The 23,878-nt window shown below is 37.6% G+C and carries 20 protein-coding genes and 1 tRNA gene; 8 read left to right on the top strand and 13 right to left on the bottom strand.

Annotation, left to right across the window (positions count from 1 at the left end; translation table 11 throughout):
• Positions 1–85: 85 nt before the first annotated feature.
• Both AB3217_RS00770 and AB3217_RS00765 read right to left on the bottom strand, forming a co-directional pair.
• A complete protein-coding gene (locus AB3217_RS00770; protein ID WP_367365515.1) occupies positions 86–1,471 on the bottom strand; it encodes a PTS sugar transporter subunit IIC in 1,386 nt (461 codons plus the stop codon).
• Between the two features lie 235 nt (positions 1,472–1,706).
• Positions 1,707–2,342, bottom strand: coding sequence for an SDR family oxidoreductase (locus AB3217_RS00765; RefSeq protein WP_057783020.1), 636 nt, complete (start codon positions 2,340–2,342; stop codon positions 1,707–1,709).
• Positions 2,343–2,449: 107 nt separating this feature from the next.
• Here AB3217_RS00765 and AB3217_RS00760 point away from each other — a divergent pair, with 107 nt between their 5' ends.
• The gene (locus AB3217_RS00760) at positions 2,450–3,226 is read left to right on the top strand and encodes an alpha/beta hydrolase (protein WP_068807220.1); all 777 of its coding nucleotides are present in this window, start codon (positions 2,450–2,452) and stop codon (positions 3,224–3,226) included.
• Positions 3,227–3,244: 18 nt separating this feature from the next.
• On the opposite strand, the gene AB3217_RS00755 is transcribed toward AB3217_RS00760, so the two are convergent.
• From AB3217_RS00755 to AB3217_RS00720, 8 genes are all read right to left on the bottom strand, one after another.
• Entirely contained in the window at positions 3,245–3,913 is a 669-nt protein-coding gene (locus AB3217_RS00755; protein WP_057783015.1) for an MgtC/SapB family protein, read from the bottom strand.
• Positions 3,914–4,010: 97 nt separating this feature from the next.
• On the bottom strand, positions 4,011–4,337 hold the full coding sequence (locus AB3217_RS00750; RefSeq protein WP_057783013.1) for a thioredoxin family protein: 327 nt from the start codon (positions 4,335–4,337) through the stop codon (positions 4,011–4,013).
• Positions 4,338–4,385: 48 nt separating this feature from the next.
• Entirely contained in the window at positions 4,386–5,327 is a 942-nt protein-coding gene (locus AB3217_RS00745; RefSeq protein ID WP_157077570.1) for an aldo/keto reductase, read from the bottom strand.
• A 121-nt stretch (positions 5,328–5,448) separates the two neighbouring features.
• Positions 5,449–6,276, bottom strand: coding sequence for an alpha/beta hydrolase (locus tag AB3217_RS00740; RefSeq protein WP_057783009.1), 828 nt, complete (start codon positions 6,274–6,276; stop codon positions 5,449–5,451).
• A gap of 160 nt (positions 6,277–6,436) precedes the next feature.
• Positions 6,437–7,387 (bottom strand): diacylglycerol kinase family protein, encoded by a 951-nt coding sequence (locus AB3217_RS00735; protein WP_057783007.1) that lies wholly within the window; start codon positions 7,385–7,387, stop codon positions 6,437–6,439.
• A 166-nt stretch (positions 7,388–7,553) separates the two neighbouring features.
• Complete coding sequence (locus AB3217_RS00730; RefSeq protein ID WP_367365514.1) at positions 7,554–8,495, bottom strand: alpha/beta hydrolase; 942 nt, start codon at positions 8,493–8,495, stop codon at positions 7,554–7,556.
• A 183-nt stretch (positions 8,496–8,678) separates the two neighbouring features.
• The gene (locus tag AB3217_RS00725) at positions 8,679–9,833 is read right to left on the bottom strand and encodes a hypothetical protein (protein WP_367365513.1); all 1,155 of its coding nucleotides are present in this window, start codon (positions 9,831–9,833) and stop codon (positions 8,679–8,681) included.
• Complete coding sequence (locus AB3217_RS00720; protein WP_367365512.1) at positions 9,830–10,447, bottom strand: ATP-binding cassette domain-containing protein; 618 nt, start codon at positions 10,445–10,447, stop codon at positions 9,830–9,832. The genes AB3217_RS00725 and AB3217_RS00720 overlap by 4 nt, the downstream gene beginning before the upstream one ends.
• Positions 10,448–11,644: 1,197 nt before the next feature.
• On the opposite strand from AB3217_RS00720, the gene AB3217_RS00715 reads away from it, so the two are divergent.
• The 5 genes from AB3217_RS00715 (at position 11,645) to AB3217_RS00695 (ending at position 14,650) form a co-directional block, all read left to right on the top strand.
• Positions 11,645–11,717, top strand: a tRNA-Ala gene (locus tag AB3217_RS00715).
• A 735-nt stretch (positions 11,718–12,452) separates the two neighbouring features.
• Positions 12,453–12,962, top strand: coding sequence for a DUF805 domain-containing protein (locus AB3217_RS00710; protein ID WP_367365511.1), 510 nt, complete (start codon positions 12,453–12,455; stop codon positions 12,960–12,962).
• Between the two features lie 58 nt (positions 12,963–13,020).
• Positions 13,021–13,668 (top strand): DUF4352 domain-containing protein, encoded by a 648-nt coding sequence (locus AB3217_RS00705; RefSeq protein ID WP_157077562.1) that lies wholly within the window; start codon positions 13,021–13,023, stop codon positions 13,666–13,668.
• A gap of 200 nt (positions 13,669–13,868) precedes the next feature.
• Positions 13,869–14,414 carry a CvpA family protein gene (locus AB3217_RS00700; protein WP_068807159.1) on the top strand — a complete coding sequence of 182 codons (546 nt, stop codon included), beginning with the start codon at positions 13,869–13,871 and terminating at the stop codon, positions 14,412–14,414.
• A gap of 2 nt (positions 14,415–14,416) precedes the next feature.
• Positions 14,417–14,650 carry a hypothetical protein gene (locus AB3217_RS00695; RefSeq protein ID WP_068807156.1) on the top strand — a complete coding sequence of 78 codons (234 nt, stop codon included), beginning with the start codon at positions 14,417–14,419 and terminating at the stop codon, positions 14,648–14,650.
• Between the two features lie 67 nt (positions 14,651–14,717).
• Here the strand turns inward: AB3217_RS00695 and AB3217_RS00690 are convergent, their stop codons facing one another.
• Complete coding sequence (locus AB3217_RS00690; protein WP_367365510.1) at positions 14,718–15,362, bottom strand: NAD(P)H-binding protein; 645 nt, start codon at positions 15,360–15,362, stop codon at positions 14,718–14,720.
• 159 nt (positions 15,363–15,521) lie between these two features.
• On the opposite strand from AB3217_RS00690, the gene AB3217_RS00685 reads away from it, so the two are divergent.
• Together AB3217_RS00685 and AB3217_RS00680 are read left to right on the top strand one after the other, a co-directional pair.
• On the top strand, positions 15,522–15,734 hold the full coding sequence (locus AB3217_RS00685) for a CsbD family protein (RefSeq protein ID WP_057782970.1): 213 nt from the start codon (positions 15,522–15,524) through the stop codon (positions 15,732–15,734).
• A gap of 246 nt (positions 15,735–15,980) precedes the next feature.
• On the top strand, positions 15,981–16,505 hold the full coding sequence (locus AB3217_RS00680; RefSeq protein WP_068807153.1) for a GNAT family N-acetyltransferase: 525 nt from the start codon (positions 15,981–15,983) through the stop codon (positions 16,503–16,505).
• Positions 16,506–16,515: 10 nt separating this feature from the next.
• On the opposite strand, the gene addA is transcribed toward AB3217_RS00680, so the two are convergent.
• On the bottom strand, positions 16,516–20,304 hold the full coding sequence (gene addA / locus AB3217_RS00675; protein WP_367365509.1) for a helicase-exonuclease AddAB subunit AddA: 3,789 nt from the start codon (positions 20,302–20,304) through the stop codon (positions 16,516–16,518).
• On the bottom strand, positions 20,291–23,878 hold the full coding sequence (locus AB3217_RS00670) for a PD-(D/E)XK nuclease family protein (protein ID WP_367365508.1): 3,588 nt from the start codon (positions 23,876–23,878) through the stop codon (positions 20,291–20,293). Before AB3217_RS00670 ends, addA begins: the two co-directional genes overlap by 14 nt.

The following is a 23,878-nucleotide window of genomic DNA, read 5'->3' as shown; positions in this document are numbered from 1 at the left end:
AAATTGTTTGTTTACATTCACTTTCATAAAAAAGTCTATTCACTTTGATTTTCATCGCCATAAATAGACTTTTAAGTTTAACTAATTAGTCTGTTGCATGTTCTGTTGTTGCAGCAGCTTCAGCTTCTTTGGTATGAGCTTCTGAATCTACAGCAGCCTGTTCTTGACCATACAAGATTTGATCTTGTTTGTGAGCAAAAGGCCAGTAAACGAAGAACGAAAGTACCAACACAATTGCTTGCCAAATCATCATCTTCCAGCCACCAACTAGTAAACCAGAAATAATTGGTGGAGTGGTCCATGGAACTTGAACACCAGTGAAGTATGGAATAACACCTAATTTAATTAACCAATATGTGGAGCCCATTGAAATTGCAGGCATAAACATAAATGGTAGAAGTAAAATTGGGTTCATAACAACCGGAACACCGAACAAAACAGGTTCGTTAATGTTGAAGATTCCTGGCAGAAATGACAAACGACCAATACTCTTCATCTGAACTGATTTGGCAAAAAATGCCATAAAGAAAACTAATCCAATCGTCATACCAGAACCAGTAACCGTACCAAATTGATCAAGTAATGATTGAACAAAGACATGGCCACCATTTGCAGCATTAACAACCCCATGTGCTTTGAGAATTGCAGCATTTGATAAACTGTTTGCAGTTAAAATTGGAGTCATAATACCACTGACAATAACCGCACCATGAACACCAAAGAACCAGAAAAATGGAATCAATAGTGAAATGATAAGGACACCACCAAATGAATCTGTCATCCCTTGTAATGGGGTCTGAATAGTTTGGTAAATCCATTGAGTCATTGTTGTATGTGCTGTGGCATCAAATAAGATATAAACGATTAACCAACCAGTAATAATGACAAACGCAGGAATCAAAGCAACGAAAGATTCTGCAACTGCTGGTGGAACCTGATCTGGTAATTTGATAGTAATATGATTCTTGATAAACCAAGAATAAATCCAACCAGTTAATAACCCAATAATGATAGCAGCGATCATTCCTTGACCACCAAGCCAAGTACGATCAATAAATCCTGTTAACATTGTAGGAGCTTGAGTAGCTGAAACAACTGTTTTACCAGCAGCATTCATAACAGCTGTAGTAGGACGCATAACTAAGAAGAAACTTACCAAAGCCGTCATCCCGGCTGGTAGTGGTTCAAAGCCATCATCTTTTACCCAGTTATAAGCAATTCCGACTACAGCGAAAATTGCTAAAACACCGAATGAAGCATTATAGGCTTGCGTCCAATAAGGAGTTAAACCTGTTGAATTCATCCAATTAGCAATTGGCGGCCATGGAAATGCACTTAACAGTAAGAAGATTGATCCAACCATAATAAATGGCAAACTGACTAACATACCATTCTTTAAGGCTGTGATCGCTTTGGTATTAACAAACTTCATAATTGGGGGCAAAAGTTTGTTGTTAATCCAATCATTCATAAAATCACCTCAAATAATAATTGCTTACGACAAAAACCAATAAAATAAATAATAATCAATAAATCTTCGGCCAAAGATTATCTAACATGAAGCGCTTTCAACAAACCCATTATAAACTTAACAAACCCCCGTGTATACCGTGTTTCTCAAATAAAAAACATGTTCCAAATAAGGTTGTTGTACCTCGTTTGGAACATGTTTCTTAATATTTGCTAGTCTGTTACATACCAGTAAGTTATACCTGTTTTACTGCTTCATTAATTGGTGTTTCCCCTTCACTAATCGCAAATTCTTTTTTGATTGTGTTGTCATTATGCAAGGCACTGACAATTGTTTCAGCAACATCTTCACGGGCAATTTTGCCCTTTGTTTGGTCTAAAATGAGACCACCTTTACCGGCATCATTTGTTAATACTCCCGGTTTGATGATTGTGTAATCCAAACTAGTTTCATCTTTAAGATAAAGATCGGCATAATGCTTAGCCACATAATAAGGCTGAATAGCTGTCCAACGAGTCCGATCTTCAGCATTCATCGCACTCACAATCACAAATCGTTTGATTCCCGCCTTTTGTGTGGCTTCCATACTCTTAACCGCACCATCTAGGTCAATAAGTAGTGTTTGATCATCACCGGTTTTACCACCAGATCCAGCGCTAAAAACGACTGCATCCACACCAGCTAACACTTTTGCCATTTCATCAGGTTGTTCTGTTAGATCGAACAACTGAGTTGCTGCCCCTTGATCTTCAAAAAAGTCACGTTGTTTGGCATCTCGAATACCAGCCACAACTTCATCTCCCCGATCAAGCAACTGTGCTACCAATAGTTTTCCAATTTGTCCATGGGCCCCAATTACAAATACTTTCATGAAATTACCTCCGTTTAATTAAATATACGTAACGTTTCAATTCTATAAATTCACACTAACATTTTCGCGTGGTATGTTGAACTAAAAGCCCTTGAAAGGTCGTTAACATGAAAAAAATCTTAATTCGCGTTTTCATTTTACTTGTCGCTGTTTTTGCCGGCTGTCTTTTTTACATTAATCATCGTGAGGCACCTTTAAATCACGTGAACGTTTCCCAATCAGACACGGCCACTATCTTAATTCCAGGATATAAGGGTGGCCAACACACTTTTAATGGGATGATTCGGCGCCTTAATCGCAAAAATCTGGCGCACGCTGCTCTACAGGTCAATATTGATTCTAACGGCCAAGCGCATTTTAAAAAAGTCGGTTCCTTAACACAAAATCCATTAATTCAGCTGACTTTTACTGACGACACAAATCCTCAAAAACAGATGCAAACTTTACCGGCCTTCATGAAGGAACTAAAAACTGTTTATCACATCAAAAATGTAGACTTCATCGCTCATTCAATGGGTGGTAGCGTGGTGTTAGCTTATTTGGAAAATAAACAAGTTCAAACTAGTCAATATCCCACCATCAAAAAGTTTGTCGCCATTGGTACTCCGTTTGGCTATATCACCCCAACCAATAGTTTAGCAACTGCTGCTGATAATCTTCCTAAAAACCTCCAGATATTGAATATTGGTGGCAATTTGAACCACACGGACTCTGATACTGCCGTCCCACTTAAAAGCAACAAAGCGTTGGCAGCCGTTGTAACCGATCACGTTGCCAGTTATCGCCACGTCACCATTTCAGGCAATCGTTTCGTGGCTCAGCACAGTGCCCTCCATGAAAATCCAAACGTTGATAAGTTGGTTGCAGAATTTTTGTGGAAATAGTTGGTCCTTCAAATGCAATTAATAAATTTCAATATCCACAACTTGAGGCATTGTTTCCAATACCGCGGTTAGTTTCTCCATATCAGTCGGTCCTTCAGATTGAACTGCTAAATGAACAACTGTAACTTCATCCGTTCTTCGTACATGCATACTTGTGACTTCAACATCTTCGGCCTGAAGTCGCTTTTGAATGATGGAGATATGATGATCACCGGGTTTCACCTGTAATCTTATCTCGTTGGTATTTGGCAATCGAAGCCAGCTCAAGTTTCGATGTAACATCACTTGTGTCCCTAGCACTAATAAAGCAGAAATGATTCCCACAACGTACATTCGCGCTCCAATTGCCATGCCAATTCCAGCTGTCGTCCATAAGCCAGTGGCCGTTGTCAAGCCGTTCACATCTTCATGTTTCACGATGATTGTCCCGGCACCAATAAACCCAATTCCACTCACGATCTGTGCAGCAATTCGTGAAGGATCCAATTCAAATCCTTTGTTACCAAGGACATCCATGAAACCATACTTTGACACGATCATCATCAACGCTGCACCCACAGCAATAATGATGTGGGTTCGTAACCCAGCAGTTTTGGCACGTGCATCACGTTCATAGCCAATCGCAAAACCACATGCGCCAGCAATTAATACCCGCAAAATTAAGTCAAGCTGTGTTGTCACATTCATTTAAAGCCTTACCTCCCCTAAATTTTAATATTAAAAAACAGGATCCTCTGTATTAATTATACAGTCGATCCTGTTTACACTTTAATGATTTGATTATTTATTTGCCGATGCTATCCACAAACGCTTCGACTTCTTGACGAGTTTTGCGGTCACCGTTAACAAAACGGCCGAGTTCTTCACCATTGTCTAAGGCGATGAAACTTGGAATTCCCATAACGCCGAATTTTTGCGCAATCTTGATATTAGCATCGCGATCTACTGTAATCCAATCGTACTGATCGTATTCAGCTTCAATTTCAGGCATTACTGGCTTAATGAATGCACAGTCAGGGCACCATCCAGCCGTAAAAAATAGCATCTTCTTACCAGTTTTAATCGCATCAAGGATTTCTTGATCCGTTAATTGTTGTTCTTGTGCATCCATAATAATTCCTCCCGTAAATTTAAACTTTAGTTGTCAAACACTTACTTTTTATAAGTCTTTGAACAATGAGTTAATTGTATCATATTCTTCTTTGGATAGGGTAACTTTTTGCGCACCTGCGTTTGCCTCAACCTGTTTAGCCTGTTTGGCGCCCGGAATAACCACTGTGACGTCTGGATTTTTAATATACCATGCTAACGCAATTTGGGCAATGGTTGCCTGATATTTATCAGCAATCGGTTGTACTTTTTGAACCTGTTTGATAATTTTGGCAAAACGCTCACCACGAAAATCCGGGTTACTATGCCGAATGTCATCCGAAGCAAATGAAACTACGCTGGAATACTTTCCAGTTAATAAACCAGATGCCAATGGGAAAAACGGTACAAACGAAATGTTATTAGCTTTCAAATAAGGCATCAATTCTTTTTCTGCATCCCGATGAATCAAGCTATATTGATTTTCCACAATATCAACTAACCCGTCTTTATTGGCTTCTTTAACCTGATCAAGGCTCACATTTGAAATCCCAATCGCTTTAATTTTACCTTCTTGTCGTTTTTCATCTAAAGCTTTAACTGCTTCGTTTAACGGTGTTTTACCATCTGGAAAATGAATATAGAAAATATCAATATAACTCGTTTTCAAACGTTTAAGTGCATCCTCGACAGCCTGTTTTAAAAACTCAGGTGAATTATCTAGTTGATCGGGATGTCCTGGCGTTTGTGCAGCCTTGGTTGCAATCACAATTTTTTTACGATCATAGCCCTGAATTGCCTGACCAATTAACTCTTCCGAACGGCCGAATCCATAGGCATAGGCTGTGTCTAGAAAGTTGATTCCGTTATTCAAAGCCGTTTTAACAATTTTAACTCCCTCAGCGTCATTTAAATTAGGGAATAAATTATGTCCACCAACCGCATTGGTTCCTAAGCCAAGTGGTGTTCCCAACACATCTGTTTTACCAATTTTTACTTTTTCTACCATTATTTGCCTCCTATATAGACTTAATCACATCTTCCATTCTGAACGCCATTCATTAAAAAAGCATATAATTTGGCTCAAATCAGCAAACTAAATTAAATCTTAAAAAAATAGCCCTTGTGCAGGTTTATCCCACATTCGAAGCTAGTGCGTTAGTTTCATTTAATTCAGAAGCACTGATTGGCACATTACGGGTTTGCATATTAGGCAATGTCGCATAATCATCCCATAAAAACTCATTTAGAGCATTAAAAACCATTGGATTATGATTTAAACTGCAATGATATCCTTCTTCGCCTGTAATTAAGAGTTCTCGATAATCCTTTAAAACTCCGTGTAACAAGTATTTAACAGATCGAGCAGAGTTCACTGACACGAAACAATCGTTATCCAAGTAGCCATCGACTTTGCCCACAACGTTGAATAATTGAACGTCCTTTGGAAAATGATCACGATACTGCAACATTCGTTTAAAATGTCTGGTTTGATGCGAGGGACGATGATCCATCTTTAATAACGCAGGAACCGATTTGGCATGCAAGAAACCACGAAGCCCATTAAAGGGTCCAGCTATGGTCACCAACTTTTTCAGTTTAGGCACCCGCAAATCATCCCCATACATTAACGCTTCATTGACAAGATCGTTGCTACCTAAAGAGTGACCAACACCGTTATATTCCATCACATTGAACTCTCGTTTTAGGAGGATCAACAAACTATGTAACCAATTGATTTGAACAAACTCTGGGGCACGATTATTTTCAAACAAAACTTGGATAATTGGATTTTTAACATTCATTTTTTCAGAACCGGTAATAGAGATTCGACCATAACGCGTAATGGTTGCCGTCATGATTTGTTTGGCCCAACCTGCATGTTGAGCCGCTGAAATCATATGACTTGTTGAGCCCACGCCACCATTAAAACCGTGAACAAAAATGGTTGCTGCATTCATTTAAATCCCCCATTTACATTTAAATTAGGTTGCCACCCTACTTAATAGGCAACATCGCTCATTCTACTATTTTATGAGGGCAAAAGAAAGCTCTACGTGTGTACATAAAACGCGTCTAGACAACGATTGTCTAAACGCGCTAGTCATTACTTGTAAATGTTTAACTAATCCAAAATGGTCGCTGAGTTACCCAAAAATTCAGATCAAATTTTTGCTTTTGAATATTTTCACCATTTACCTGACCGTTTTCAGGTAAATCAGTTTGAATATGTAATCGTTGCGAACGAAAATGGTGAACAGCAGATGACTTAAGGTGATTACCAGTAGTCAGCATTTCACCGAATAGCTTTACAAAGCGTAACACGCCAATTTGTTCCACAACAATTAAGTCCAATTTACCATCATGTAAATCAGCAATTGGCATAATCGGAACCCCACCACCAAAATATTTAATATTGGTGGTCGTGACCAAAAACGCACGATTAAACCGGTGCTGATCCTGTTCCGTTTTTACAGATAAACCAAAGGATTTTTGTTTGAAAAAGGTTTTAATTAAAGAAGAGACGTATGCGCCGGACTCCAAATGATATTTACGCAAATGGTCTTTTTGACCAGCATTGGCAGCATGAACCACCGAAGCATCAAACCCAATTCCCACGTTATTTGTAAACAGAGTGGCGTGTGAATCCAATCGATTTTGATAGGCGCCCACATCTAAGCTAGTCGCATGCTGAACTTCAAGAAGTTTTTGCAACGCCACTAACGGTTGAGTTGGCAAATTGATTCCGCGGGCAAAATCATTTCCAGATCCAGCCGGAATATAACCTAATGGAATTTGATCGCCCCCACCACGATGCAATCCGTTTAAAACTTCATGTAAAGTTCCATCGCCGCCAACAGCCACAACGACCCATTTTGCATCATACTTATGACGGAGGGCAAAATCAGTCGCCAATTGGACGCCATGTCCAGGATGGTTGGTCATCATTACCCGATAATCAACCTTTTCTTCCTTCAATTGAACTTCAATTTTTTGCCAGATATGCTTAGCTTTCCCTGCTCCCGCAAAGACATTTACCACCATCAAAAAACTCGGTCGTATTTCTGTCATTTGAATTCACCACACTTAACTTGTAATCATTACGAATTAGTTTAACATATGAATTCACACATAAACCAGCCCTATTGCGACCTTAACTGATTTTTTATAAAAGTTAAACATGAAAAAACAGTAAAGGATTGCACCCTAATATTTCGTGGATGCAATCCTTCATTGATTAAGCCTCTTTTATCCACTGCTTCAAGAAATGGGCAATGGTCTGTTGATATTTTTGCGGATCTGTTAAGCGTGATTCCACGTGATCTGCGCCCGGAACTTCATGACTTTCCTTAGGCAATTGTTTTGCCAGTGATGCTTTAATTTCTGCCATCATTTCAACCGGCACGTAACGGTCGGCATCCCCGTGAATCATCAAAACTGGGATGGTGATATTTGACGCTTGATGCGCAATATCGGCTTCTTTTAAGGAATAACCGCCAGTAACTCGCGTCATTAAACTCACAAATGTGCTAATGAATGGGGGTAAATAAAAATGATGCCCCAAACGATAACTAAATTCTTTCTGGGCCGAACTGAAGCCACTATCTTCCACCACAGCTTTTACGTTGTCAGGTAAATCGGTTTCACCTGCCGTGGCCAATACGGTTGCAGCTCCCATGCTGATCCCAAATAAAACAATTTGTTGAGGTGTTTTGCTACGCGAATTGATTTCTTCAATCCATTTAATGTAGTCACGTCGATCTAGCCAGCCAAAACCGACAATATTTCCGTCACTTACTCCGTGGCCCCGAGCGTCTGGCATCAAAACATTGTAGCCCAAATCCATAAATAATTTAGCATACGGAATCATTTGTTCATGGGCATGATGGTACCCATGCGCGAGAATGACTGTTTTATCACTATTGTTTGAAATATAGGCGGCCGCTAAATGAATGCCATCTTCCGCACGAATAAACCACGTCTGCTTAATCAGTTGCTTATACCAATTATATGTTTCTGGCGTGTTGTCTTTACTGCGAGCATTCCGAATTGCGCGTCGTTTATGCGCATCAGAATTGATAATTCCCATCTGATAACTCACTAAACTGCTGATTCCTAGGCTGGCTGCCACACCAATCAACGATATGCCGGCGATTTTTAAAGCTTTTTTTGTATGCACGTCATCATCTCCAATCAATCTTTTTATATTAAAGTGGTCGCTTCACATTTTGAATAGTTTCAATTAGTGAAACCCTTTTCTTCTTTATTATATCTTAGTTTGATGATGAAAATGTGAAAATCGTTTTGAATTGGTGGTAATTTTGTGTTTGCAGCTAAATTTACTCATCCTAAGATACCGAATCTAGAACTTTAACAATTTAGTATTTACAAAAACAATTAATAGATAAAAAATCATGATACTTGGAATAAGAGTCAGCAATCCCGTTGAAAAGGAAAGATGATAGTTGGCAATTGACTGTCCATACTGACCAGACACGACGGAAATACCATTCACATATGTAGTCGGTAAAAATTGGGCAATTCGCTGTATAGGTTCCACAACACTTGTCATTAAAACAACCCCGATCGTCAGCAATAAAGTGATAAAGAGTGAAGCAAGGCGATTCCTGACTAAAGTTACAATAAAATAAGTGAGTTCAATTATAAATACAATCGCTAAACATTGAAGGAGCAAAGAAGGCAAGATTAAATCAGAGATATTTTTCAATTCCATTTTTCCTGATCCAACTGCATACGACAAATATGGATAGTTTAAAGCTCCCACACCGCTCACAGTCCACCCAGCCATTAGCGCGATTAATTCAGTTATGATTAGTGTGCCAATTGAAAAAATACTCCCGCTTGTAATGTTTTCAGAGATTACTGTCTTTTTGGAAATTGGCAGCAAATTATTTTTATTTAATTTACCTTCAAACGCATCTCCATAGATTTGTACTAAAACAAAAATAATTGATAATACTAACAGATAGGGCAAAATCGTTTTTGAAACCCAAACACTATAACCAATTCCCTGGGTTGGAAAATCATCATCCTGTTTTTCAAGATTCTTTTTAGCCAAATCCTGATAAATTAAGAGATCCCGTTTCATGGCCTTGATTAGGCCTGTCCCACTGCCCTTGCTATTAAGGGAAACTTTCAAATCTTGTTTAATTAAAATTATCTTTTGCTTATATGCTGCACGCCACTGACGGCCATGTACTCGATTCAAAATCAGTTGATTTGTTTTAATATCTCGTTTTTCGTCTGCAATGTTTGTCTTATCTATTTTTCTGGCAGCGGCACTCTCGTTTTTCCTCTTTAAATCACTTTGCAAATCATGTAAGGCTTGTTTCCCTTGCCTAATATCGTTTTTAGTATCAATCAAATAACTATTAGCTGCTTTGTTTCGCACGTTAAAAGCCAAACAAATTAAGACTGCCAAAATTAAAATTACTAAGGGAATAAAATTAAACTTATTTTTCAAAATTTTTCGGCTTAAATAATTTTTGTACGTCATACCTCTTTCACCACCATAGTGTTATTTTCCAAAAACAACTCATAATCACAAACTGTTTCAAGATCTTCTTTATAATGTGATGAAATCAAAATCATTTTTCCAGAATCTACTAACTGTCTGATTTTAGAAAACAATTTTTCACGATTCTTTTCATCCAGCCCATTTGTTATCTCATCCATTAACAAATACTTAGCATCGCTGACTTCATACAGTGCAATAAGGAGACGTTGCTTCATGCCAAGTGAATACTTTTTAATTGGTAACTTGACATACTCACTCATCTGCCAGTCCTGCACAAGCTTTTGAACATCTACCGACGACTTCCATAAACTTTTCACAAATAAAAGATAATCCCATCCGCTAAGATTGCCATCAAACCAATTAGAGGTTTCAAAATAAAACACCCTTTTCAGTTGTGTGGAAATTGGCTTTTTATCTATTGTATACATTCCTTTAGTTGACGGAATTAATTGCATAATAGATCTAAAAAAAGTAGTTTTACCAGATCCATTGGGCGCGATTAGTCCATAAGTTTTCTGCAGTTGAAAGTTGAAACTGAAGTTGTTAAGAATCGGTTGTCGGGTTTCTATGGTGACGTCTTTTAAAGCTAACATTTTAAACACTCCCCCTAGTGTAAATTTTACTAATACAAATCGTATTTTTGCCACATTTTGTAAATATATCAATAAGTTTTCGTTATCTTAATGAGAACATAGTTATTTTCCCCTCATTCGCTTAATTGCTGCAATTACAAAAGCGCTTATATCCAAAATGGCATATACCACAATTATCCATCTAAACAAATGACTATAAAAATTATTTCTATCAGTAAATAAACTTAGAATTGCAACAATAAAAAATAGATAGTTAATCACATAAAACCACTTTGAGTAACCATTCTTGCTATTTTTCATTTGCCTAGTATTCGCCTCACTATTTTGACTTTCTGAATATTCATGTAATCCCACTTAATCAACTATTTTTCCGGATTACATGTATAAGTGTTTCGGTAAAAAAGGTTACAATATATGTAGTCATATAACAAAAATCTATTAGACTAATCAGCACACTCCAGAGATTCGTCCCCCACGCGATTAAGCTAAGCGTAGAAATTGGAAAAAACAAATATTCTAAAAATCTAAACCATTTCGAATATTTTTTAAAATTAGAATTCATAATAATAGCTCCCCCCGTTTGTCGATTGTACACTTTATCAGTTGAAATACGCATTTTCTCTAGTTCTTATACTTTGTTTTTTCCTACAACGTTATTATTAAGGGAAAAAATTAAAATTAGCAAGAAACCATTAATTGCACCGGAGAAACCACTGGTTGACATGCCAATTCATTCAGTTTTTCAGCGGAAAACTACACAACGCAAATGATGAAAACATGATGCTAATCATCCTAACTATTGTGAGTGCCATCATACCTATTCTAGGTATTTTCATTCCCATTTACGTGATGTTTCGAAATAATAAATTCAACAATTTATTCCGTTGGATTTGTCCAATTGCAACGATCGTTCTCGTTATAAGTTTGATTAGCACAGGTTCATGGACTTATGATATGTTTTTTACAAACTATCATACCGAAACGACACTAGTAAATTGAACCTTCTGTCACTATTTTATTAATGTGTTTAAAAAAAACTTAGGATCCCGTATTTATTGAAATTCTTAAGCAGAATTCCAGCTCAATTTAACTTAAATGAAGTTTCGAAAAATCTAATTTCTATTCAATTGTAATTTTTTTACTGTTCAACACATAATTACCAATTTTTTGCGGTATACTAATTAAGTAAGCTTTTTTGGGCCCTTAGCTCAGCTGGGAGAGCGCTTGCTTCGCATGCAAGAGGTCGACGGTTCAAATCCGTTAGGGTCCATTGATAGGAAAAGACTGATACAGATAAGCGCATTAAACGCATGCTATATCAGTCTTTTTACTTTTTCTAGTTAAAATAAAAACGAAATTTTTTGTGACCAATGACAGTAGAAATGACAGTAGAAAGAATATATAAAACCGTGGTAGGTAGGGATGTCTGTTATCCATTTTGGATAGCAGTTTTTTATTACAATTTTGCGGGTATACCTTGCCATTTCTTATCAATTTACAAAATAGACCATGAGCTTGACGCCTCCTAACAATTTGTAAAATCAAGATCATAGCTTCTAATTTATGTCGAGGTTTTTCAAATTCTCAAACATTTCTGGTCTACGCTATATGAGCTAATCCTAAACTAAAACAGTCATAGAATATGCTTATATTGAAGACATTTTGAGTTTTTAAAAAAATGGGCATCATATTTAAAAATGACAGTAAACTCCCAAGATTTGTATTTTTGTCTAATCTTGAGGAGCACTTAGATGTAACAATTTTTTGTTTCAAATTTTGAACTTCTTTAGAAAAACTTAACAAAGTAAACTGAATATATGAGATAATATTACTTCATTCATAATTATTTGCTACATAGTCAATAGATCGGCAATAATCCGGCTATCGATATAATTCATTCCCACACGACTGCTTTAATTTGTGTGAAACTAAAAGTTTGGCGTCTAAAAATTATTGTCCAGAACGGATGACATAAAAAGCTGTAAATATTTGGAGGAGTTAAGTAATGTCAGAACAAGGAAAACAATTTTGTATTAAGTGTGGAAAGGAAATTATAGTTGGTGCTGAATTTTGCTCACAATGCGGAGCTCGTCAAAGTGAATTTCAAGCAACCCAAACAAATCTAACGAACAAAAAATTGGGTTTAAAAGGATCTCTCAATCTTTTCTTTGACGATTTACTGGTTACAAATACCAGAATGAATCGTGCAAATTATTGGTGGGCTCAGTTGGGACTTTTTTTAATGTCATTTATAATTTCTTTCGTAGTAGGTTTTTTTGGTGGGTTGACAAATTATTCAAATTTATATTTCTTCCTTTGGTTTTTTGCGTCCGTTTACTATGTAATAATTGCCATTGGCGGTATTTCAGCTTCGATACGCCGTTTACATGATACAGGTAAATCTGGTTGGCTCTTCTTATTAAACTTGATTCCATTAATTGGTTACATTGCCTTGATAATACTTTATTGTCAACCATCAATTATGAAAGAAGAGGGCTATCAAATTGCGCAATAAAAATAAAAAGATATGGTATAAAACTTGGTGGGTATGGGTTATAGCTATTGTCATCGCTATGACATCAACGGTATCTGCCAAATCTTATCATGATTATCTGGTTTCTGAAAATTCAAATTCTGAAACATTATCCGCAAGTTCAACTAATACCAACAGCACAGATACAACATCTGATACCGAAACCGAAAGCACTGACGATTATGATGAAGAATCTTCAGACTCTGATACAATTGAAATTGGTAGCACAGACGTGGATATATCAGACTCTCAGGAATACTCAACAGACTACTCTGATAATTCATGGGCGGGGACTACGGTCAAAATTGATAAGGTAACTGTATACAAAACAGATGGTGAATACGCTGATAAAGATGATGACAGTAAAGGTAAATTAAACGGAATTGTAAAAGTGCATTTCATCATTCAACCTTCTCGCGATATCTCAATTTACCCAACACAAGCAACTTTGAACACCGACGATGGGCAACAAATAGATGCTGACACATATGATAGCGACGATTTCGACGGTGATGTTAATAAAGGAACTGATGCAGAGGGAAATGCTGTTTTTCAATTACCACAATTAGAATCTGCTTCTTCATTGAAAAATATACGTTTGAAATTCGATGCCGATTATGATACCGATGACTACGATGATGACAATGACTTTCATACCTACGATGTTTCTATAGATTTAGCTAATTAATTTTCTATTTTTTGCTACTTAAGTAATATAATAAAAGATCAGTATCCATTACAGCTTCTATGGATACTGATTTTTTATTCCCAATAATCTCTCACATCCTTGCCACACTCATTTAAATTGTATTAAGTTTCCACCACCCACAAGCAATTCTTTGTGAAATATGGTAAATTCAGAGTATTCATTTTAAAGGAGGTTGCGTGATGCTTCTCTCGATTATCATTCTTGCTATATTATTATGGAAATTCATCAGTGGGCTCCATAAAGGATTTGTTGTCGAGCTTCTGTATACAATCGGTTATTTTGCCGTCTTTATCTTTGCCAAAGTCCTTTGTACGCCAGTTGCCCAGTTCCTATCCACAACTTTTAGCAGTGACCAAAGCTCCACCAGCAGCACTGCCATGATGAGCTCCGTTTCATTTTTCATCCTCATGGCCATTGGCTGGCTATTAGTGCGTCTAATCGCACGCTGGTCCCGTTTAATCACATGGATTCCGGTCATTAAACAAGTCAACGGACTGGCAGGTGGCCTTATTAGCCTTGTGATTGCTTATTTTGTCATTTTTATTCTATTAATTGTGAGCCAATTTCTGCCCAACGACACTTATCAGGCCCAGCTTTCAGATTCACAAGTGGCGCAATTTATCATCAAAAAGACGCCCGGAATTTCGTCAGATATTTTGAGTAAATACATTCTCAACACTGATGAAACAACGACGACTAATACAATTTCAAACGAGGAAAACTAACCATGAACTATCGATTGATTAAAAAATATATCGCTTCTCATCTAGCGACTCCCACTGCCTCATTGACAGAAGTCACGGATCCTGAGGCCGGTATTTTGTTTAAAAACGGTGAAGATAGCTCATTTTTCTATCTTGATCCCCAATACAGTAACGTCTTCTTCGAAAAACACGAAAACTTACTTTATAAACACGAATATGATCCAGCAACCCATGATTTTAAGTCAAAAATAATTTAATAGTTAAAAAAATGATCAATTGATTCGGAATTTTACCCGACTTTCAATTGATCATTTTTTATAAATTCTAATAAAAACTTGGTTTATCACCATCTGTATTTGGTTTGTTTAACCCTATAGATGTCCGAACATCTTTTTTGGGATTCTGAACAAGTTTGACCACATAATCTGCTACTGACTTACGCGAAACTTCAGTCCCCTTCATCTCATCATGGCGGCCCGTCACTTCATAATCCACTTCATCCTTATTTGTTAACCAGTTGGGACGAATAATCGTGTAATCCAAGTCGGAAGCTTCAATTTCACTAGCTGCCTTGGATTGAGTTGGAAGATAACCACTCGGATTGAGCATTTGTTTATTCCAATCACCAAACTTACCAGGAACCTCATCGAACACACCTAAAGTTGAAATCCAGATCAACCGTTTCAAGCCAGCTTCATGCATGGCATTCACAATATGAGGAATCATTTTATCCGTATCATCCGGACCTAAGTTGGCATACACCAAATCTTGTCCTTTTAATGCAGCTGCTAATTCTGATTCATTATTTACATCACCAACAACTACCGTTTCACGATTCTTATCAACATCGGTCAACTTCTTAGGATGGCGGACAAACAACTTTAATTGATCATCTGTTTCTTTAATTAATTGCTTTGCGGCCAGGCGTGCAATGTGTCCAGCTGCCCCAAAAATAATAACTTTACTCATTTAGAAAACCCCTTTCTTGATTTCAATTGTAATTATAATACTTACAGTTTGAGTTTCAACTATTTACACTCCAACATTATTCCATTCATAAGCAAACACATTGACGATTCCCCCAAAATCAAAGATAATAATTATATAAACCATAAGGAGGTTTTCAAAATGTCAAAAGCTAATGATAAGTTAGACGCATTAAAAGATAAGGCCGCTGGTAAAGCCAAAGAAACTATTGGGAAAATGACCCACGATGATTCCAAAGAGTTAGAAGGTAAAACACAAAAAGAAAAAGGTAAGCTTAAAGATAAGGCTGCTGACGTAAAAGATAAAGCAGCTAAAAAGATCAACAAGCACGTTGATGACAAAGATAATATCTAGGCTAAAAAGGATAGCATTAGGAAATCAGATTGATTTTCTAATGCTATTTTTTTGCTGCATTTTTCTATCAAACAAGCAAAGCCCTCAAAAGGTAAAATTTACCTGCATCGAAAAAGCTTGTCTCCAGAAAACTGAACTTCAGTTTTACAGAAACAAGCTTTTTTACCGTATATTAATCATTTTAATGACAGCGTAGTTAAATTGCGCTAAAATTGATTTTTAAAAAACATTGAGGAAGTGGCTTCATTGACGGTTTCATATTTACGCAAAACAACCCTTGAAGATTTACCAACTGTTTCAAAAATTATTACATCTGCTAAAGAATTTCTGAAAGCTCAAGGCATTGATCAGTGGCAGGATGGCTACCCAGACTTAGAAGCACTTGAAGCCGATGTCAAAAATCAAATCGGCTATGTGCTAATAATTGATAATCAAATCGCGGGAACAGCAGCCTTACTCCCCGATCATGATTCAAATTACGATGTGATCGCTGATGGTGCTTGGCAAGGTGCCGCGGATGCTAAATACACCGCTATTCATCGTACTGCCATGTCGTCAGATTTTCGCGGTCAACACTTATCTGAAAAGATGATCTCTGGATTACTCACGCTTTCAAGTCAGTTTGGCTACCATCAGGTCCGCATTGATACTCACCCCGATAACAAACTGATGCAACACTTAATAACCAAAAGTGGCTTTGACTATCGCGGAACAGTATTAATGGACCACGATCCATCTGAGTTACGACTGGCCTATCAACTTTTTATATAAAGTGATTTATTTAATGAACTTCAACGAGTTCACCAATTGAAAGTAAATACAAATAGCGTTCTTCTACTGGGAGTTTTAAAATATCTGTCAATGCTGCCGCGTATAAATTAACCTGGCCGGCATAACGATTAATGATATTTTGAACTCCATTTTTTGTGCTTCCTGGTTTAACGTAGTCCGTCTTATAGTCAAACAAAATTGCTCGCTTATCGATGACAATATAACCATCAATAATTCCGTGAATCAGGATTTGCGTTTCTTCTGTATCCGAGAAGTCCTTAAAACCACTAAATAATTGGTTAGCTGGCATCAGTAGTGAGAATGGTACTTCTCGGTGAACCCGATCAGGATGTGCCAGTAGTAGGTTTCCCAACTGAGAATCAAAGAATCGTAAAATGTTCTGAACTTCAATTAAGTTGGCAACTTCTGGACTTAACACTTTGTTGGTAACCAGTTTAGCAATCAGATCCCGAACACTATCCTCGGTAGGCTTCGTTTTTAACGAAATTTCTTGTAATACTAAATGCGTGGCCGTTCCTATTTCAGTTGGTTTTGGTTTGACAGTAGTTTGTAAAAATTTTGGTGTTGCTAGCTCATTTGAAACATATCGATTCTGCACTTTTAGCTTTCGATCGCGTTCAACAGTGGACTGTGTCATTTCCAAACTATCCGGATCGTCAAATAATCGCTTCACTTCAGATACAGATTGATACGCAGTTGTTTCAGTCGCTACCTGATGCGGATATTTCAAGTTTAAAACTTGATCAATTTGATACGTATTTAGATCACTGACATCTAATTTTTGCGTAGCCGTTTGAAATTTCTGCCACCAATCTTTTTGGGGCTTTCCAGCCTGCATAACGGCAACATTCTGCAGATCTGTCTTTGTCTTAAACTGAACTTCAAACTTAGTCGTATCTCCGCTTAATTCAGCAAGTTGGGTTTGGTCTTCGCTACCTTGATCAAAACTAGGATGGCGAATTAGGGCTTCTCCTATCCAGTCTAAGAAATTATGAGTGGTTAATCGTGTGGCTTCTGTCAGTAACATCTCTTTACTGCGTGAAGCTGTTTGCCATTTCTTTAAGATTTTTTCTTGAGCGTCACAGGCGCCTACAATGATGAGTTTTTGTTGGGCACGGGTTAAAGCCACATAAAGTTGTCTCATGTTTTCAGCCAAACTATTCCGTTTTACCTGATCTAAAATCGATAGTTTTTGTGGTGTATCTACTTTTATTCGTGTATTCAGGTCAAGATAGGTGATCCCAATTCCAGCTTTCGAATCCAGAATGTACCTGTCCTTCATAGAAGTTGTATTAAATTGATGAGACGCATCCATCAAAAATACCACTGGAAATTCAAGACCCTTACTCCCATGAATAGTCATGACCTTTACAGCAGCCTCATCACTAGTCACAGGAATCTCAGCCAAATCTTTGCTCTGCTTTTGCATCCTTTCAATGAAGCAAACAAATTGAAATAGACCTTTGAAACTGCTTTGTTCATAACTTCTTGCGCGATCATATAGCGCATTTAAGTTGGCTTGACGTTGCTGACCAGCTGGCATGCCACCCACATAATCCAAGAAACCAGTTTCATCATAAATTGTCCAAATCAAAGTGGCTAATTGATTTTGATTTGCAATATCTTGAAAATGCGTCAACTGTTCCAAAAAGTGTGTTACCTTTGCAAATAACTGATTTTGAAATTCATTCGTTTCGTTATCCTTAAAATTACTCTGAAAATCTTTAACTGCCTGGAAATAGTCTCCTGTCCGATTATTAATTCGTAAGAAAGCTAATTCGTTTTCATTCAAACCCACAATTGGGGATCGCAAAACGGCAGCTAACGGAATATCTTGATAAGGGTTATCAATAATCTTCAACAATGCCATCATAATGGCAATTTCGGTGGTTTGAAAATAGTTTTGTGCATCATTTACCACAACTGGGATCCCCATCTGTTTAAACAACGCTACGATAGTTAAATTGTTTTTTCTGGTTGGCGTTAACAAAACAATATCCCCATAAGTTAATTTCCGACAGTCATTAATTTGTCGATCGTAAATTTCCGTTTTATTTTCAATTAACTCTTTAATTCGTTGGCCCGCAATGGCAACTTGTCCTCGTGATTTATCATCGATTTCAAAACTACCTGCTTCAACCTCATCGTTCGGCTGGCTGCTGGTCTGTTTCTCATCATCATAAACAAGAACTTCGGTGCTCTTTGAAATTGCTTCTCCCTTATGATCTTTTTCTGGATAGTATATTGCGCCATATACCAGTTTAGCGTCATCATCATAAGCAATTTCACCCAACTTACGATCCATTAACTGTTCAAAAATTAAATTAGTGAATGCATCAACGTTTTTGACCGAACGGAAATTTTGTGACAAAATAATGCGTTCTCCCGTTAAATCATCTGATTGATAAGCTCGATCTTTGCTGATAAATAGATGCGGATCGGCCAACCGGAAAGCATAAATGGACTGTTTGACATCCCCCACCATAAACATGTTACCCGGGTCTTCAGTAGTCACACTGGTCAAAATAGCTTCTTGAATGGGATTAATATCTTGGTACTCATCCACAATGACTTCTTCGAATTGTTTTTGATAAGCGGCACGAGCACTTTTTGACTCTGCTGACGGGCCATTCAAAATTTGCATTGCAAAATGCTCAAGATCACTGAAATCAAGAATCTGTCGATGCCGTTTTTCTTTAGCGTAGGCATCCCTAAAGGCACTTGTAACTTTGGCTAACTCTGTAATCAGTGCTTCAGACTGCTTCATGACCTTTGTCATCTGGTCCTTGTCTAAACTGAAATACTTTTGCGTCAGTTCCTGAATCCGCATTTTGTACCCATTTTTATGGCTTGTATCCCCACGCACCTCTTTGACACGTGCCTTAAATTCTTTCACTTCATCGTTTCTTTTACCACCGCTCATACTCTTGAAATCTAAACTACGGAGTTTCCCTCGTAAATCATTCCAGTCAGATAATCCACTATCTAAAATTTCTTGCATTTGATTCACATCAGCATCAATAATGGGGCGCAGCTTTTCAAGATCTTCTGAACCATTTTGAATAAGTTCTTGTAAAGAGTGAGCTTCTTCCAAACTATTAGTTAGCTCATCTTTAATAACTGGAACAACTTGTTCTTTATAAAACGAAGTATCATCGAGATCTCCATCAATCTGATATGGTTGAGAAAGCGTGGATAACCAAGTTTTCGGATTGGGGGTTGCATTTGCAAAATCGTATAGTTTCAGCATCAAATCAGTAAAACCATCATCGCTGCGATCATTTGAAAAATTGGCGGTTAACTGTGCAAAAATATCACCATCTGTTTCATACAATGATTCACGCAAGTCACCCCAAACCTCTTCACGAAGCAAAATTCCTTCTGTTTCGTCTGTTAGCAATCGGAAAATGGGATCCAAGTCAATCACATAGTAATAGCGTTTGATAATTGACATACAAAAAGCATGGATTGTACTGATATTGGCTGTATTTAATTTTGTAAGCTGGGAAACCAAATGCTGCCGTTGATCATGTTCCTTTTCAGCACGAATTTGATCATTGATCGCTTTTTGAATTCGATCATGCATTTCCTTAGCTGCTGCTTCAGTAAAAGTCACGACCAATAATTTGTCGACGTCTGTTCCATTCAGTATTTTTTCAATCACACGTTGAACCAATACCGAAGTTTTACCTGAACCTGCAGAAGCAGAGACAAGCACATTATGACCATCATGATAAATCGCATGTTGTTGATCATCCGTAAAGTTAGTTTTGTCCATGCTTGTCATCTTCTTCCTTTAACATTTCTAGAACATCTTTTGCTTTGTAATTTTCCAATTTATGATAATTGTTTTCCGGAAGCATCTCATCAAACTGCATAACCGCCTTATATGGTGAATACTGTAATGCCGTGTGTTGATCCGTCCACCGAGCAGGATTTAACTTCAATTCACCAGCAAAAATCTTTCTGCTAGCTTCCACAATCTTTTTCTCGGCATGCTTAATCAAACGCTCAAGATCTTCTTTCGTCACAATTTGATTGCTCCTTGAGCCGTACTTACCACCCTTAGTTTTGCTGAATGGATAAATTAACGAGGATCCCGAATCCAATTGCGTATCCAGATTATCTAGTAATTCCGGATCACTTAAAATAATGCCTTTGTATTTGGTGTCCTTCAATAGTGCCACTTGAACTTCCTTGGGATCCGCTGTCTTTAGCTTAGCAATATCAACGGATGGATTTTGTAAATGCATGTACAGTGCCCCTGATAGCAATGGATCCACTGCGTGCTGATCAATTAAGGCAATATTTTTCTTCAACGCATCAATATAGGTCAACATTTGCATTGCCAAACCATAATAGGCATCCCGAAAATCAAAATCGTGTTGGCTCGACTTATAATCGACAATGCCAAAATATTGTCTCGATTCACCTGTTTCTGAAGTTAATTTAAGTTCATCAATTCGGTCAATCTTGCCTCGAACCCGCACCTTTTGAGTAGGTGAAACATCAAAATCTAAGGACTTTATCCCGGTCTCTGACCCAACTTGACCAAACAAAACTTCAGTCTTAATCGGGCGCATTTTGGAACTGGCACTTTGCCATACGAAGATTTTCAACATTTGCTTGATTGTTTGGTTCAATTGATTGCTGATATAATGCATGCGATTTGAACTTTTTAAAATTTCAAACTGGGGTTCGTCTCTAATATCTTTAACCACAGCATTTAAGAAGTTTTCCATCTCAGAATCAGATAGATTGGCAATATCCACTTGTTCTTGGTTAATCAGCTTCACGAAGTGATCTAAGGCCATATGGAAATATTCACCAGTGCTTGCTGGAGAAAGTTCAAATACATCCCTTTCCTGCAGTTTCAAGCCATACTTCAAGAAATAGGCGTACTCATTTTGATAAAATTCCTCTAACTTTGAAATTGATGTATTGATGGTATCCCCATATAAATCACTGACAATTTCTGGTTGGAGCTTAACGGGTTCGTTTTTATAATTCAGACTTTCAAATACGCGGTTGGCTAGGTGACGTAACTGCAAATCGGTAGTTAAAACACGATAAATATACTGCCATTTAGGTTGAATCATTTTTTGAATGTCTTTACTATCACGGCTCACCTGTAGTAAGTGGGTTAACGTACTTCGTTTTGAGCCTAAAAACTCACTGACTGATTCTTCATCTAAACGGGGGCGATCAAAACTCCGCTGAACTTCAATTTCAAAATGATCACGAATTTCTTGCACATACGGAGATAGTTTTTGGTCGACACCATCACTATCGGTATCCGCGTACGAAAAGCTCACTGTTTGGCATCCCGACAGGAACGCCACGTAATTCAAATATCGCTCAAAATGCGCTTGTTCATTCGTTTTGTCAGCAAAAAATTGTTCGTCAGATAAATCGTCTTTTAGAGCTGCACAATCATCATCCGACAAGATCCCTTGATCATTAAACTGCTCTGGCATGACCGCGTCTGTAGCCCCGATAATAAAGGTATACTTACGATCATTCATCTGGGCCATCCCAGTTTCAGAAATCATAACTTGATCTAATGTGGATGGAATTAATGAATAGGAAGCACCTTCAAAACCAGCTTCCAATAATGCCACAAAATTATCCACAGTAAACTCGCGATCCCCAAGAATGGCTACGTACTCATCTAACATGTCACAAAAGGTCTGCCAGGTTTGTTCTGGTTGGGCACCCTTCGCTAAATCACCCGCATTAACCGCTGTGTCACGCCATTTTTTAAGTTGCTCAGTCACGCCTTGGTTAATCAAAAATTGATAGAGAACAGTGACAGCTTCCTTACCTGTTTTTGCCTGATCCAAAGCTTTGAAAAACGGTGGCAGAGTTTGCCGAATGTAATTGCGAATACTATTGACTTGTTTAGTAATCGCAATGTCACGATCAGACTGAATACCAAAATCACTGGGATTAAACCGCATATATTGCCAGTCATCTTTTTGCAGCCATTTGCCACCTTCATAACCGTTCTTCAAAACTAAGTTCTCAGTTAAATCCTTTGCTTGGCGAAAGGCTTGAATATCCATAAATTTATCATCAATTTTTGGAATAAGTAATTCAGTTTTCAAGAGGCGCATCACATCTTGATAGCGATAATAATGAGACTTTACTGCAAACAAAGCTTCAATTAAAGCTACAAACGGATGATCCTTCATTGAAATCTGCAAATCAGTAAAATGGGGGATTTCATATTCCGTCATAACTGGTGTTAAAACTGTTTCATAAGTATCTAAATGGCGCGCCAATACAAGAAAATCATGATAATGAATCTGCGGATCGTTTGCGACCATTTGTCTAATCTGCCGTGCGACCTGTTCAATTTCAGTTTGGCGACTATCTGCATGCCTAATTTGAATACTATTTTCATCCGTTAAACTCTCGGGTTGAGAATCCTGCATGTTAGACGCCTGGAGCCAGAAGTTTTCAAGTTTAACAAGGTCAGCACTCACCCGTGTTTGATCTGCAAAACTATCTGTCTTGATTTTTATGGCGTTTGCGTGCGCAAAATGATACAGCTGATAATAGGTCTTTGCTGACTCGTAAAAAAGATCTTCTTCTTGAGGTTTCGAATCCGTGTAAGCGTGATCCAGGGTCAAACTAAAAATCACTGCTTTTGATTTTTGAATGAGGACTTTCACTAACTTCATTTCTTGAGCCGTAAGCGACGAAAAGCTGTCAAATAAAAACACCATGTGACTTAAATCTTGCTCTGCTAAGTACTCACACAAAGCTTCCATGAGCGTATTGCTATCAACATAATTTCCCAACATTTCTTCTTCAAAAGCTGTATAGATAATTGCTAAATCGTGCATTTTGGCCGTTAAATCAATTGTGGAATTTTCGTCAGCATTAACTTTTTGAGTCAAAGTTTCAAAATCCTCAGCAGTAATCCGTCCCTTTTGAAGTTCATCAAATTGACTAGCTAGTTGTTGAATAAAGCCAGTTTGCGTCTGTTCACCATTAAAAACCGTCAGTTCATCTTGATGTTCCAAAATAATTCTGTCGATTAACATTCCTATGCCAGCCTTGGATAATCTTGGCACTTGATAGATTGGTTCATTTTTCATAAAATACCAAGCCAATCGTGAAAACGAGAACACCTGCAATTGATTTTGGGCATAGGTGGCCTCGTTTCCGTTGTGCTTTTTTCGTAAAGCATTTAAAACAGTTAATTCAGATTGAAACTTGATATGATTAGGCACAATGTAATAAACTTGTGATTCCGAATCGGCCTCCAAAACTTGACCAACTTCATCAATCATCGCCTGTCGTTGATCACGACTGGCCTTACCTAAAATAAATTTTAAAGTCAT

This window comes from Pediococcus parvulus (assembly GCF_964063155.1).
Taxonomy (GTDB): domain Bacteria; phylum Bacillota; class Bacilli; order Lactobacillales; family Lactobacillaceae; genus Pediococcus; species Pediococcus parvulus.
Note: the sequence above shows the minus strand (reverse complement) of the source record. Positions and strands in the feature narration are given on the sequence as shown.